Source organism: Arthrobacter sp. 10N43 (assembly GCF_056394525.1).
In genome coordinates, this window is the sequence record NZ_JBFTIA010000008.1 from 34528 (window position 1) to 48604 (window position 14077).

At 67.4% G+C, this 14077-nt stretch carries 9 protein-coding genes; 2 read left to right on the plus strand and 7 right to left on the minus strand.

Translation table 11 applies throughout. The features are described 5' to 3' along the window. Positions 1-45: 45 nt before the first annotated feature. Positions 46-1098: an alpha/beta hydrolase gene (locus tag AC1DDO_RS15795; protein ID WP_476867204.1), complete on the plus strand. Its 1053-nt coding sequence runs from the start codon at positions 46-48 to the stop codon at positions 1096-1098. Between the two features lie 43 nt (positions 1099-1141). Here AC1DDO_RS15795 and AC1DDO_RS15800 read toward each other — a convergent pair whose 3' ends face one another. The 3 genes from AC1DDO_RS15800 to AC1DDO_RS15810 all read right to left on the minus strand — a co-directional run bounded on the left by AC1DDO_RS15800 (position 1142) and on the right by AC1DDO_RS15810 (position 6493). Continuing rightward, positions 1142-2914, minus strand: a complete 1773-nt coding sequence (locus AC1DDO_RS15800; RefSeq protein WP_476867299.1) for a gamma-glutamyltransferase family protein — start codon at positions 2912-2914, stop codon at positions 1142-1144. A 351-nt stretch (positions 2915-3265) separates the two neighbouring features. Beyond that, positions 3266-5737, minus strand: a complete 2472-nt coding sequence (locus tag AC1DDO_RS15805) for a Tex family protein (RefSeq protein ID WP_476972245.1) — start codon at positions 5735-5737, stop codon at positions 3266-3268. Positions 5738-5878: 141 nt separating this feature from the next. Continuing rightward, positions 5879-6493, minus strand: a complete 615-nt coding sequence (locus tag AC1DDO_RS15810; protein WP_476867205.1) for an SOUL family heme-binding protein — start codon at positions 6491-6493, stop codon at positions 5879-5881. Positions 6494-6723: 230 nt separating this feature from the next. Here AC1DDO_RS15810 and AC1DDO_RS15815 point away from each other — a divergent pair, with 230 nt between their 5' ends. Further along, on the plus strand, positions 6724-10404 hold the full coding sequence (locus tag AC1DDO_RS15815) for a TM0106 family RecB-like putative nuclease (RefSeq protein ID WP_476867206.1): 3681 nt from the start codon (positions 6724-6726) through the stop codon (positions 10402-10404). A 355-nt stretch (positions 10405-10759) separates the two neighbouring features. On the opposite strand, the gene AC1DDO_RS15820 is transcribed toward AC1DDO_RS15815, so the two are convergent. The 4 genes from AC1DDO_RS15820 to AC1DDO_RS15835 all read right to left on the minus strand — a co-directional run bounded on the left by AC1DDO_RS15820 (position 10760) and on the right by AC1DDO_RS15835 (position 14041). Next, a complete protein-coding gene (locus AC1DDO_RS15820; protein WP_476867207.1) occupies positions 10760-11587 on the minus strand; it encodes a triose-phosphate isomerase family protein in 828 nt (275 codons plus the stop codon). Between the two features lie 69 nt (positions 11588-11656). Further along, complete coding sequence (locus AC1DDO_RS15825; RefSeq protein WP_476867208.1) at positions 11657-13000, minus strand: MFS transporter; 1344 nt, start codon at positions 12998-13000, stop codon at positions 11657-11659. Positions 13001-13132: 132 nt separating this feature from the next. Next, a complete protein-coding gene (locus AC1DDO_RS15830) occupies positions 13133-13261 on the minus strand; it encodes a hypothetical protein (RefSeq protein WP_476867209.1) in 129 nt (42 codons plus the stop codon). Between the two features lie 12 nt (positions 13262-13273). Continuing rightward, positions 13274-14041 (minus strand): SDR family NAD(P)-dependent oxidoreductase, encoded by a 768-nt coding sequence (locus AC1DDO_RS15835; RefSeq protein ID WP_476867210.1) that lies wholly within the window; start codon positions 14039-14041, stop codon positions 13274-13276. Positions 14042-14077: the final 36 nt, after the last annotated feature.

A 14077-nucleotide genomic window follows, 5' to 3' on the forward strand; every position in this document is an offset into this window, starting at 1 on the left:
CCGGGACACCATCGGGTTCCGCCGCCACGGAGATATCATCAAGCCGTGAAGGAAGGCCAACCTCTTCGTCCTGAGGACCCCACCGAAGCCCCCGGTCCCGTCCCCACAGGGCCCAACCCCACTTTGTGGAAGTCCTCGATCCTGAACTGGAGCGGCGCTCTCGCCGCGGCTGCCCTGATTGTGGTTCCGCTCTGGATGCTGCTCAGCAACCCGGCTGTCGTCGGCGGCCACCCCGCCCTGCCGACTCTCCTCTTGGCGGCCGTCGCACTGGGGAGCGTTTGGGCGTTGGTCCTGGTCCGACGCCGGTTGTTCCGCGACAGACAACAGCGCAGCGGCGCTATTTCCACCTGGCAACTGGTCCGAGGGATCGCAGGCAGGCTCACGATCCTCGGTTTCGTGGCGGCGCTGATATGGCTCAGCCCGTTCCCCCACCACCCCGAACTCGGGAAGACGGTCCCGGTCAATGGACCCACCGCGACCGCGACCGCCGGGTCAAGTGCCACAGAAGACGCCACTTCGATCACCCTTGCCCCGGCGGGCAAAGCCACCACGGGCCTCGTCTTCTACCCCGGCGCCAGGGTCGACGCGCACGCCTATCAGGACCTGTTGCAGCCGCTCGCGGCCGCGGGTCATTTAGTCGTCATCCTGAAAGTACCCCTTGGCGTCTCCCTGCTGGACACCGACCAGGCCCGTGCAGTCATGGACCGGCATCCCGAAATCGTTTCCTGGGCCGTCGGTGGTCATTCGTTGGGAGGCGTGAGCGCATCATCCTTCGCGGCGTCGAATCACGACGTCGCCGGGCTGCTTCTCTTTGCTTCTTACCCCGCAGAGAACATGAAGGACGCGCAGGGCCTCGCGGTACTCTCCATCTCCGGCTCAAACGATGCCCTGAGCACCCCGGAGAAGATCGCGGCGTCGAGGTCTCTGCTCCCGCCAACCACCACCTACGCAACGGTGGTGGGCGGCGTGCACGCGTTCTTCGGGGACTACGGTGAGCAGCCCGGGGACGGCGAGCCGGGCATCCGCCGCAACGAGGCGCAGCAGCAGATAGTTGCAGAGTCGCTGCGTTTTATGGACCGGCTCAGGGCTTCGGGCTAGGAAGCGAACATTCCTCAGCTCCAGCGCTACGGACGCCCACCCGCTACCGGCCCGCGGCGTACCCCTGCGCGCCGCGGGGATTCGCGGCAGCCTGCAGGACCCCCGTTTCGGGATCCCGCACGACGGCGGACAGCCGCCCCAGCGCCCAGTCACCAGCCCGGGTGACGATGTGCCCTCGGCGCTCGAGTCCTTCGATGACGTCCTCCCCCAGCCGGTCCTCGACGACAGCCCCACCCGGCTCCCAGGTGCGCGGCCAGAAGGACCCGGGCATCGACGTCGTATGGAACGTCGGCGCGTCGATCGCCTGCTGCGGCGAGTACCCGCCCACGATCGTGCGTAGCAGGTACGGCAGCTGCCATTGGTCCTGCTGGTCGCCGCCGGGCGAACCCAGCGCGGCCACGGCGTGGCCGTCCCGCAGCACGAGGGTCGGCGTCAGCGTGGTGCGCGGGCGTTTGCCGGGCGTCAGGGTGGACGGCGTACCGGGCTCCAGCCAGGTCATCTGCAGCCGGGTACCCAGGCAGAAGCCAAGCTCAGGGATTGCCGGGGATGACTGCAGCCAGCCGCCGGACGGAGTGGCCGAGACCATGTTTCCCCACCGATCCACGACGTCGATATGACACGTATCGCCGCGCGTCTCCCCCGCGGGTGTCACCGTCGGCTCGCCGACGCCGAGCCCCGCCGCGGACGCCCCGGCGACTGCTGAGCCATCCCCAGCGAGCGCCGTCGGCGTGTAGTCGGTGCGCAGGGGCGGCCAGTAAGGTTCCCGACCTGGCACCGTGCCGGGCCGGAAATCGTGGGACGCCCGCTCCGAGATCAAGGCCCGCCGGCCGGCGCAATAGTCAGCAGAGAGCAGGTACTCCAGCGGCACGTCCGTGTCGCCGTAGTACGCCTCCCGGTCCGCGAGGGCGAGCTTCTGCGCTTCCAGGATGGTGTGCGCCCCCAGTTCAGTGGACGGATCGAGGTAACGGTCATCGAACCCGGACAGGATGGCCAGGGTCTGCAGCAGCGCCGGTCCCTGGCCCCAGGGCCCGGTCTTGGCGATGGTGTGGCCGCGGAATTCCACGGTGGCGGCGTCCTCGTACCCGGCTTCGAAACCGGCCAGATCGTCCAGGGCGAGCACCCCGCGGTGGTCGGTGCCCGAGGAGTGCCGGTGCGGGGCCTGCACCGAATCCACGATCGCCCGGGCCACGAAGCCTTCCCGCCACGCGCGGCGGGCGGCATCGATGCCTGCTTCGCGGGTGGATGCCTTGACTCCGGCCTGCACAAGCCGTTCCAGCGTGCGGGCATAGGCCGGGTTCCACACCAACTCACCTTCGGCGGGGATCCTGCCGCCGGGCATCCACAGCTCGGCCGAGGTGGGCCAATGCGTCTGGAACAGTGCAGACACCGCCGCGATGGTGGTTCCGACCCGGCCCAGCATCGGATGGCCGTCCCGCGCGTAGCCGATCGCGAACTCCAACACCGCGTCCAGTTCCCACGTTCCGTGGTCACGCAGCAACAACAACCAGGCGTCGACGGCGGCAGGCACCGCGGCAGCCAGCGCACCCGAGCCCGGAACGAGGTCCAGGCCTTCGGCCAGGTAATGCTCCACGGTGGCCCCTGCCGGCGCCGGGCCCTGGCCCATCAGGACTATCGGCTGGTCCGGTTCGTCCGCGGTGACGAAAACACCAGTCATGTCCCCGCCGGGTCCATTGAGGTGCGGTTCCACAACGTGGAGCACGAACGCCCCCGCCACCGCGGCGTCGAAGGCGTTGCCGCCGCGCTCAAGCACCGCCTGTGCAGCCGCCGTCGAGAGCCAGTGCGTGGACGCACTCATCCCGAAGGTGCCCTGCAGGGTGGGCCGGGTAGTGAATGGCTCCGGGCTTGTGAACGGCACACGCGCCGCGAACGGTCGGTCACCGGAGACCTCTTGAGCCACCGGCGGGGCGATGGTTTGTTCGCGGTCCAGCCAGCCCATGAATGCTCCCCTGCTCGTCAACGACGTCGGTGTCCGGCACATTGAGGCAATGGACCTCTGACCGGACCGTGGCCTCCGGCAATCATGGTGCAGATCGTCAGCAAACGTACTAGTTATGCGCCGAGCGGTAGGTTTTCAGCGATAAGCGGCGGGCGCGCTTCCGAGCAGAAGCCCCCGGCAGCGAGCGCTGTCCGGGGGGTGCTGAGGGCGCTACTTGCCCAGGCCAGCCTTCCGGAGCGCCTCGGCCATCGCGGTGTTGACGGGCGACGGCGTGGGCCTCGGCTGGGAGGCAGCCGGTTGCGGCTGCTGCTGCCGTCCGGTTGCCTTCGGGTTTTGCCCCTGGCGGGGCTGCTGCTGTCGGTCTCGCCCCTGCCGCTGCTGTCCGGGGCTCCCCTGCCCGGGCTGCCCTGGCTGCCCTTTCCGGGACTGCTGCTGAGGCTGACCTTGCCGGGCAGATGGTGCGCCGCCCCCGGAAGCTGCCGGTTCGTCGTCGAGCCTTAGCGTCAGGGAGATGCGTTTCCGCTCCGGATCCGCTTCCAGCACCTTGACCTGGACCACCTGCCCGGACTTCACCACCTCGCGCGGGTCGGAGACGAACCGGTTGGCCAGCGCGGACACGTGCACCAGGCCGTCCTGGTGCACGCCGACGTCGACGAACGCCCCGAACGCCGCCACGTTGGTCACGGTCCCCTCCAACACCATCCCGGGCCTGAGGTCCGAGATCTTCTCGATGCCCTCGGAGAACGCCGCCGCCGCGAAGGCAGGCCGCGGGTCACGGCCGGGCTTCTCGAGCTCGGCGATGATGTCCTGCACCGTGGGCAGCCCGAAGGTGCCGTCCACGAACTCCTGTGGATTCAACGCCGCATAGCTTCCGGCGGCGGGCGTTTTTCCGGCCGCAGCCTTGATTTTCCGGGCCACCGGGTACGCTTCCGGGTGCACGCTGGAGGCGTCCAGCGGTTCCGCTCCCCCGGTGATCCGCAGGAAGCCGGCACACTGCTCGAACGCCTTGGCGCCCAGCCGCGGCACCTTCTTCAGCTCGCTGCGCTTGTTGAAGGGCCCGTGCTCGTTCCGGTACGCCACGATGTTCTCGCTCAGCAGCGGCCCGACGCCGGCCACCCGGCTCAGCAGCGCGGGTGAGGCGGTGTTGACGTCCACGCCCACTGCGTTCACGCAGTCCTCGACGACGGCGTCCAGGCTGCGGTCCAGCTTCGCCGCCGTGACGTCGTGTTGGTACTGCCCGACGCCGATCGACTTCGGCTCGATCTTCACCAACTCCGCGAGCGGGTCCTGCAGCCGCCGGGCGATCGAGACGGCTCCCCGCAGGGACACGTCCATGCCGGGCAGTTCCGCGGCGGCGAGCGCCGACGCCGAATATACCGAAGCCCCGGCCTCCGACACCACGATCTTCTGCGGTTTGGTGTCCGGTTTGGTGGCCGAATTGGCGGGCTCAGCGGCGGGCTCAATGGCGAGTTGCTTGAGCAGTTCGGCGGCGAGCTTGTCCGTCTCCCTCGACGCCGTGCCGTTGCCGATCGCGACGAGTTCCACGCCGTGCTTCTTCGCCAGGGCCACCAACGTCCGCAGCGCCTCGTCCCACTTCCGGGCCGGGGCGTGCGGGTAGATGGTGTCCGTCGCGACCACCTTGCCGGTGCCGTCCACCACCGCGACCTTCACACCGGTGCGCAGGCCCGGGTCCAGGCCCAGGGTGGCGCGGTTCCCGGCAGGCGCGGCGAGCAGCACGTCGCGCAGGTTCGCGGCGAAGACCCGCACGGCCTCGTCCTCCGCAGCGGCGAACATCCGGCTGCGCAGGTCCGCCGTCAGCCGGGCCAACACCCGCGAGCGCCACGCCACTTGGGCGGTCTGCAGCAGCCAGGCGTCGGCGGGCCGGCCCCGGTCGGCAACCCCGAGGAACCTGGCCACGGCGGCTTCGTAGCGGCCGCGGGCGGCGGTGAGGGCGGCGTCGTCGTTCGGTTCAGCCTCGGCGAGATCCAGCTCCAGCACGCCGTCCTTCTCACCGCGCAGCAGCGCCAGGACCCGGTGCGAGGGCATCCCGGCCGGCTGCTGGGAGAACTCGAAATAATCCTTGAACTTCTGCCCCTCGGCGTCCTTGCCCTTCTTCACGCGGGACACCATCCGGCCCTGGGTCCACAGCCGCTCCCGGAGCGTTTCCGCCAGGTCGGCATCCTGTGCGACGCGCTCCACCAGGATGGACCGGGCACCGGCGAGCGCCGCGGCGGCATCCCCAATCGAGTGTTCGGCGTTGAGATACTTGGCCGCTTCGCGTTCCGGGTCCAGCTCCGGACGCTTCAGCAGCGCATCTGCGAGCGGCTCCAGCCCGGCTTCGCGGGCGATCTGCGCCTTGGTGCGCCGCTTGGTCTTGAACGGGAGGTAGATGTCCTCGAGCCGGGACTTCGTGTCGGCCCCGACGACGGCGGCCTGCATTTCCGGGGTCAAGGCACCCTGGCCGGCGATCGCTTCGAGGATGCTCCGGCGGCGGTCCTCAAGCTCGCGGAGGTAGCGCAGCCGTTCCTCCAGGTCGCGGAGCTGCGTGTCGTCCAGGGTGCCGGTGGCTTCCTTACGGTACCGGGCGATGAAAGGCACGGTGGACCCGGCATCGAGCAAGTCCACGGCGGCCGTGACCTGCCAGGCCTGGACGCCGAGTTCCGCGGCGATCTGGGTGGCGATGCCGGACTCCTGCGCGTGCGCAGACGTGGCCTGGGGCGACGTTGCCTTTGGACGCGTCGCCGCCCGGGGCGGTGCGGAAGGGGCTGCGGGAGCTGCAGGGGAAGGGCGCTGCGGGAGTTGAGTCACCCTGCCCATTTTGCCTTACCCAAGTCCTGCCCCGGCAGTGCCGGATCCGGACTCGGGCGCCTCGACATCCTGGACGACCTCGTTCCGTCGGAGGAACGAAGGCTTGAACGGCGGATCGAAGCGGGCGAATCGTGGCGGCCCCACGGCCTTCAATCCGGCTACCACGAGTGCCGCCTGGAGGCCTGTGTTGTGACGTTCAAAGGCCGCTTCCGACCCGCTGCCGGCGAACCGCAGCGCAGCCGCCAGGGACCCGGGGATGGCCCGGATCTTGATGTCGGAGTTTGCCGGGGCCGGGGCAGTCTCCGCCGTCAACCCGGCGGGGAGCACAAAGGCGATCACAAACTCGGCGGGCACATCGCTTCCCGGCAACGGACCGCGCTGGAGGACCGGGGCTGTCATCGCCAGCTTCTGCGAAGAACCCAGTTCCTGGAGCACCGGGGCCGTCATCGCGAGCTCCTGACGGGCGGTGTTGCTGCCGCTGATGTAATTGAACAAGTGCCGGAAGGCAGCATTCCCGGCCCGGTCAAACGTCGCGGTGACCTGTATTTCGGCCACAACATGCGCGGGATATCGACGCAGCTCGAAGTGCGCGAACCGCCGGACCAGTTCGAAGGGCTGCTGTTCGGTCATGGCCCAGACCCTACGCCGAACCTACGACAGGAACCAGAGAGGATCTCGTTACAGGAACCAGAGAGGATTTCGCCGGTTGCCATTCCGGGTTGCCGGGGCGCCTGCTCCTGCTCCGCCCGCTGAATTGTCGGAGGTCTTTGATAGCTTGAACGAGGAAGGCCGGACTCGGCTCATGCAGGCTTAATCAACAGAGCGCCCAATCAACAGAGGGCAACAACAACGGGGGCACCGTGTTTTTCCTTGAACCTGAGGTTCCGGGCTCATCACCGGACCTGGTCTACTCGGCGAGCGATCTTGTGGTGGCCGCGAGCTGTGAGTACCAGCTGCTCCGGAAGCTCGATGAGAAGCTGGGCCGCACGCCGAAGGCTGCCTTCGAGGATGACGAGATGCTCCGGCATGCCGCCGTGTTGGGTGACGTCCACGAGCACCGGGTCCTCGATTCCTTCATCGCCGAGTTCGGGATGTGGGATCCGGCCACCGCCCGCGGCGTCTACGACGTTGTCCCGGCCCAAGGCATGGACCGCGCCACTCTCCTGGCCAAGCATTCCGAGTCCATTGAAGCGCTGCGTTCCGGAGCCGACGTCGTGTTCCAGGCAGCCTTCTTCGACGGGCAGTTCCATGGGCGCTCGGACTTCCTGGTGCGGCAGCCGGACGGTAGCTACGCCGTGTTCGACACCAAACTGGCACGCCATGCGAAGGTGACGGCGCTGCTCCAGCTTGCGGCCTACGGGGACCAACTCCTGAGGGCCGGAATCCCGGTGGATCCGGCGGTGACACTCGTTTTGGGCGCTACGGTGCAGCTGGCCGACGGCGGGTTCGACTACGTCCGCAGCCACCACAAACTCGCCGACATCCTGCCGGTGTTCCGGGAACGCCGGGAGCGTTTCCTCGCCCTGACCGCCGGCCACAGGGCGCAGCCCGGCCCTGTGCGCTGGGGTGCGGCCGGCCTCACGGCCTGCGGCCGCTGCGACTACTGCCAGGAGATGGTCAAGGCCACCGACGACGTTCTCCTGGTGGCGAGGATGAACTCGGCGCAGCGCAAGAAGCTGCACCAGCAGGGCATCTATTCGGTCAAGGACCTCGCGCAGGCAACCCTCCCAGCGGCCAATGCCGCGCTCCTGCGCCTCCAGCAGCAGGCGAGAATGCAGAGCGGGATCGGCGGATCCGACGGCGGCGTCCGGTACGTCAAGGACGGCGAGGAGCACTCGATCCGCTACGCGGTCATCCCGGAGAACACCCTTGCCGAGCTGCCGCCGCCCAGCTGCGGCGATATCTTCTTCGACTTTGAGGGCGATCCGCTCTGGCAGGAAAGCGCCACCGGGATTTGGGGGCTCGAGTACCTGTTCGGCGTCATCGAAGCGCCGACCCAGCCCGGCGCCGCCGGAATCTTCAGGCCGTTCTGGGCCCATAGCCGGGAGGCGGAGAAGCAGGCCTTCCTGAACTTCCTCGCCTACGTGGAGAAGCGCAGGCAGGAATACCCGGACATGCACGTCTACCACTACGCCGCCTACGAGAAAACGGCCCTCCGCAAGCTCTCCGTGATGCACGTAGCCGGCGAGGACACCGTAGACCAGTGGCTGCGGGACGGACTCCTGGTGGACCTCTACCAGACGGTCCGGAACAGCATCCGGATCTCCGAAAACTCCTACAGCATCAAGAAGCTCGAGCCGCTCTACATGGGGACCAACCTGCGCTCCGGGGACGTCAAGGACGCCGGAGCTTCCGTGGTTGCCTACGCCCACTACTGCGACGCCCGGGACAATGAGCGGCCCGAGGAAGCAGAGAAGATCCTGGCAAGCATCTCGGACTACAACGAATACGACTGCCTGTCCACGCTCGAGCTCCGGAACTGGCTCCTGGGCCTGGCGCAGGAGCGCGGGATCAGCCAGGGCGCCCTCGCCCCGACCAACGCCACCAGCGGCAAGGACTCCGGCACCAGGAAAATCAGCGCGAGGGAATCCGGCGCCGGGGATGACGGTGACGCAGTGGACACGGGTTTGACTTCCGCCGAAGTGGCGTTGGCCGCGTTCGCCTTTCCGGAGAGCGGGCTGGCCGAGGACGATCGAAAAGCCATCGCCATGCTGGCGGCAGCCGTCAGTTATCACCGCCGCGAGCGCAAGGCGTTCTGGTGGGCGCACTTTGACCGCTGCGAGAACGGCCCCGACACCCACCACCAGCAGGACCGCAACGTCTTCCTGGTCGAGGATGCGGTGGTGCTGGAGGACTGGTGGAAGGACGGCGCCAAACTGCCCGAACGCCGGGTAAAACTGATCGGCACCGTCAGCCCTGGCTCGGACCTCCGCGAGGGCAGCACCTGGTTCCGCATGTATGAGCCACCGCTTCCGGCCGGGCTCGAAGGCACGGGCATCGACGGGACCGGGCGCAACGGCTGGTTCGGAACCGAGATCCTGGAGCTCGGCCACGAGGACGGGAAGGACACCGTCGTCATCCGGGACAAGCTCCGAAGGAATATCGAACCGTACCCGCAGCTACCCATCGCATTGACCGAAGACCAGCCGATCCAGACCAAGAGCCTCGAGGAGGCGCTGGCGGGCCTGGCCGATGTTGTCGCCGACGGTTTACGCCGGTCGACCAAGGGCGGCAAGAGCCCGGACGACGCGACGCCCCGTGTTGCTTTCCCGCACCACCCTGCCCTGGATCTGGTGCGGCGGGTGCCGCCGCGGCTTATGACGGGGCATCCGTTGCCCATGCCCAGCGACGGCCAGGACCGCTACATCGACGCCATCACCGAAGCCGTAACTGCTTTGGACCACTCTTATGTGGCTGTCCAGGGTCCGCCCGGGACCGGCAAAACCCATGTGGGCTCCCACGTGATCGCCCGTCTCGTGGCCCGCGGCTGGAAGGTCGGGGTCGTGGGCCAATCCCACGCCGTCGTCGAGAACCTGCTGAGGACGGCCGTGGTGAAGGCCGGAGTGGACCCCGCGGTTGTCGCCAAGGATGTGAAGCACGGGGAGCCGCTTGCCTGGGACCAGCGGTCGGCGCAGGACGTCGCCCGGCTCCTCGGTTCGCCCGGCGGAGCAGTGGTGGGCGGCACGGCCTGGACCATGACGGGGTCCAGTGTTCCCGCGGGGTCCCTGGACCTGCTGGTAATCGACGAGGCCGGCCAGTTCTCCCTGGCCAATACGCTTGCGGTCGCGCAGGCCAGCAGCCGGCTGCTGTTGCTCGGCGACCCACAACAGTTGCCGCAGGTCAGCCAGGGCGCGCATCCGGAGCCGGTCGACGAGTCCGCCCTGGGCTGGATTTCCGCGGGGCATGCCACGCTTCCGCCGGAACTCGGGTATTTCCTGGCCGACACGTGGCGCATGAATGCCGAGCTGTGCCTGGCCGTGTCCGAACTCGCCTACGAGGGTCAACTTCGGTCCGCCCCTGCCGCGGGGCTCCGACACCTGGATGGGGTTCCTGCCGGGATAGAAACTGTCCTGGTGGAGCACACGGGCAACACCACGTCCTCGCCTGAGGAAGCCACCGAAGTGGTCCACCAGGTGCGGCGGCATCTGGGGCTGCCGTGGCATACCGATCAGGGCACCCGGCCCCTGGAAGCGTCGGACATTCTGGTAGTGGCGGCCTACAACGCCCAGGTCAACGTGATCCGCGAAACTCTGGAAGCCGCCGGCCTGGCCGAGGTCCGCGTCGGAACGGTGGACAAGTTCCAGGGGCAGGAAGCCGCAGTGGTGATCGTGTCCATGGCGTGTTCGGCGGTGGCCGAGGCTCCGCGCGGAATGGAGTTCCTGCTCTCGCGGAACCGGATCAATGTGGCGGTCTCCCGCGGACAGTGGCGCGCAGTGATCGTCCGAGCGCCGGAACTGACGAACTACCTGCCCACGCATCCGGAGGGCATGGAACAGCTGGGCGGCTTCATCGGCCTGTGCCAGCGATCGGTGGCTTCCTAAGCCTCACCCGCCACTCCGTGGGACACGCCCTTGGTTGTGCCTGACCACCCGCGGGACATGCCCATTCTTCGCCCCGCCCACTGGACACAAAGGTGTTCTGCCCACTCTTCACGACCAAGGCTGGACATGCCCCTTGGTCGTGCCTGACCAGCCCGTGGGACATGCCCATTCTTCGCCCCGAACACTGGGCACAAAGGTGTTCTGCCCACTCTTCGCGGCCGAGGCTGGACATGTCCCTTGGTTGGACCTAGCCAGTCTGACGGAGATGCCCATTCGTAGCCTCCCTCAGTGGGCACGAGGGTCTTCTGCCCACTGTTCGCGGCTAAGGCTGGACATGCCCCGCGGTTGTTCACAATCAGGGGAGGACATGCCCAACGGTGGCAGGCTCCGGCGCAGGGAAGCCTTCGGCCAGCAGGAGTGCTTCATCCAGCACTTTGCCGAAGTTCGCGGGGTCGTGCGCAAATCGGCCGAGGAACAGGCCCGAGACACCCTGAAGTGTTGGCAGCAGTCCGGGTTTGGCCGACCCGCCGTAGATGACCGGCAGCCCCGGAACGCCAGCCGCGGCGAGGCGCCCACGGAGCCGCTGAACGACGTCGGACACGTAGGCGGCGGCAGCGGGCTCGGCCGCCCCGATGGCCCAAACCGGTTCGTACCCCACAACCAAGCACCCGGCGAGGTCCCAGTCTGCGTCGACGGCCGACTCGATCTGGCGGTACACAAAGTCCGCTGCCACCGCCGGCTCCCCGCGCTCAGTCTCCCCCACGCACAGCAGCGGGGTGAGCCCGGCGTCGTCCGCTGCCCGGACTTTGAGGGCCACCATGGCATCGTCCTCCTTGAAGTGCCGCCGGCGTTCGGCGTGGCCGATCTCCACGAGCCGGACGCCGAGTTCCGCGAGCATGGTCGGCGCCACTTCCCCGGTCCAGGGGCCGTCCGCCCAGCCGCAGTTCTGTGCCCCGAGCAGCACCGGAGAATCCGCCAGGAGACGGCCCGCCGCGGGCAGGACGGGGAAGGATGGAATGACAAACGGGACAACCCGCCCGGCCGCGAGGGCCGGACGGGCGTCCACTTCGTGCCGCAGCCGCCCAAGCCAGTCCAGGCTGTCCCGGTAGCCGAGGTACATCTTGGTGCTGACCCCCACCAGGATGCGGGTGCTGGAGGTCTGGCCGGCGGGACTGTGCTGCATGTGTTGGTGCTTTCTGCTGGATCCAGTTACTGGAACCCGGATGGGAATGGATGACGGGGCCGGGAGGCGTTACTGCTCCAGCAGTTCGTCGGCCTTGTTCTTGAAGCGTCGGGTCGCGAACATCATGGCCGCTGCCAGGAACGGGAGCACGCCCAGGGCGTAAACGCCGCCGGTGTCCGAGGCGGTGAACTGGTTGACCGAGGTCCGCAGGATCGGCGCGACGAAGCCGCCGAGGTTTCCGAGCGAGTTGATCAGGCCGATTCCCGCGGCTGCCGCTGTACCGGTGAGGAACGCCGTCGGGTAGGACCAGGCAATGGGGCCGATGGAGAGGAAGCTGCACACGGCGAGGGTGATGAAGAGGATGCCGAGCGCCGGAATGTGGTTGGCGCCGGCCCATGCGGAGCCGAAGATGCAGAGTCCGGTGGAGATGAACAGCCCGGTGCCCCAGACCCGGCGGCGGACCACGGTGTTGGCGGCTTTGCCGATGAAGTAGCAGGCGAAGATGCCGAAGAACCACGGGATGGCTGCCATGAGGCCGACGGCGATGCCCACCTTCTGGCCGGTCAGCTGCGCCACCTGCTGCGGCAGATAGAACGTGACACCGTAAACGGCGATCTGCAGGCAGAAGTAGATGACGGTGAAGTACCAGACCTTGCCGTTCTTCATAGCAGCCAGGACGCCGCGCGGCCCGGATTCTTCCTTGACGGTGTCCTCGAGTTCCATGACTTCCAGGAGCGCGTTCTTCTCGTCCTTGTCCAGGAACTTGGCGTCCTGCGGGCTGTTGATGAGGAAGAAGTATGCGGCGATACCTGCGATGACGGCCAGCATGCCTTCGACGAAGAACATGACCTGCCAGCCCTGGACTCCGGGCACCTGGTCGCCAATGTTGATCAGCCAGCCGGACAGCGGGGCGCCCATCATCTGCGAGAACGGCTGGGCCAGGTAGAAGATGGCGAACATCTTGACGCGGACCTTGTTGGGGAACCATGCGGCCAGGAACATGATGACGCCCGGGAAGAGCCCGGCCTCGGTGACACCGAGCAGGAAGCGCAGGATGATGAAGGACGTCTCGCCCTGGACGAACGCGAAGCAGGCGGAGACGATGCCCCAGGTGATGGCGATGCGGGCCAGCCACACCTTCGCCCCAAACTTGGTCAGGAGCAGGTTGCTCGGGATCTCGAACAGGGCGTAGCCGATGAAGAAGATCCCGGCGCCCAGGGCGTAGGCGCCGGCGGTGATGCCCTTGTCCACGCCGAGGGCGGCTTCGGCGAAGCCCACATTGGTGCGGTCCAGGAAGGCGACCACATACAGGATCACCAGCATGGGCATCAGCCGGCGGGAGGCCTTGGAGATGGCCGATTTTAGGACCGGTGTCTCCAGTAGGTCCCGGGTGGACGTTGTTGTTACGGACATCAAAAACTCCTCGTCGAGCAATCAGTGGTGTAACTCAGGGGGTGAATCAGGTGCGTGGTGAGCGGCCGGAGCCGGCCAAGCCAAGCAAGGCAAAGCAAAGCCAAGGCCAGGGCCGGAACCAGGCCAAGGAACCTAGCGTGAAAAAACCATCATCAGAACGCCGGCCAGGCAGGCCAGGATGCCGACGGCGAGGTAGATCTTCCGGCCCTTGCTCCAGGCTGCGAGTCCGGAGGCGGCGGGGGTTTGACTGTGTTGGGCCACGTTGCTTCTTCCTTAGTGCATGTAGAGTCCGCCATCCACATTCAGCGTCTGGCCGGAGATGTACCCGGCGTCCTCGCTGATGAGGAAGGCGATGGCTGCTGCGATGTCCCGGGTGGAGCCAACGCGGTTGACCACGAGGTCCTGGGTGAGTTCGTCCTTGCGCTCCTCGCTGAGGGTGCCGCCCATGATGTCGGTGTCGATGGGGCCCGGGGCGATGGCATTGACGGTGATGTCGTATTCGCCCAGTTCGCGGGCCGTTGCACGGGTCAGGCCGATCACGCCGGCCTTCGCCACCGAGTACGGCGTCTTGGAGAAGGTGCCGCCGCCGCGCTGCGCCGAGACGGAGGAGATGTTCACGATGCGCCCCATCCTGTTCTTGACCATGGATTCTGCGACGCGGCGCGTGGCGTAGTGGACGCCGTTGAGGTTGATGTTCAGCACGCGGTCCCATTCGGCGGCGTCGAGCTCCAGGTAGGGAACCGGTGAGCTGACGCCGGCCACGTTGGCGAGCGCAACGATCTGCGGCAGTTCCGCTTCTATGGCGTCGATGGCAGCGCGGACGGAAGCTTCGTCGGAAACGTTGGCGCCGGCGCCGAAGGCCTGGACGCCGTATTCGGCGGCGAGTTCCTTGGCCGCCGCCTTGCAGCGCGCGTCATCGAGGTCGATGATGCCGATGTTCCAGCCCTGCGCCGCCAGGTAGCTGGCGGTGGCCCGGCCGATGCCTCGCTCGGACACTGCGCCGGTGATGATGGCAGTGCGTTCTGCGGGGAAAATGCTCATGGGAATGCTCCTGAAGTGAAAGTGAAAGAGGCGGAC

What these genes read in the sequence shown, in the direction of transcription:
- AC1DDO_RS15800 (WP_476867299.1), bottom strand. Translation starts at nt 2,914, where the DNA reads ATGAGTGCGTCCACGCACTGGCTCTCGACGGCGGCTGCACAGGCGGTG.
- AC1DDO_RS15810 (WP_476867205.1), bottom strand. Translation starts at nt 6,493, where the DNA reads ATGACCGAACAGCAGCCCTTCGAACTGGTCCGGCGGTTCGCGCACTTC.
- AC1DDO_RS15820 (WP_476867207.1), bottom strand. Translation starts at nt 11,587, where the DNA reads ATGCAGCACAGTCCCGCCGGCCAGACCTCCAGCACCCGCATCCTGGTG.
- AC1DDO_RS15825 (WP_476867208.1), bottom strand. Translation starts at nt 13,000, where the DNA reads ATGTCCGTAACAACAACGTCCACCCGGGACCTACTGGAGACACCGGTC.
- AC1DDO_RS15835 (WP_476867210.1), bottom strand. Translation starts at nt 14,041, where the DNA reads ATGAGCATTTTCCCCGCAGAACGCACTGCCATCATCACCGGCGCAGTG.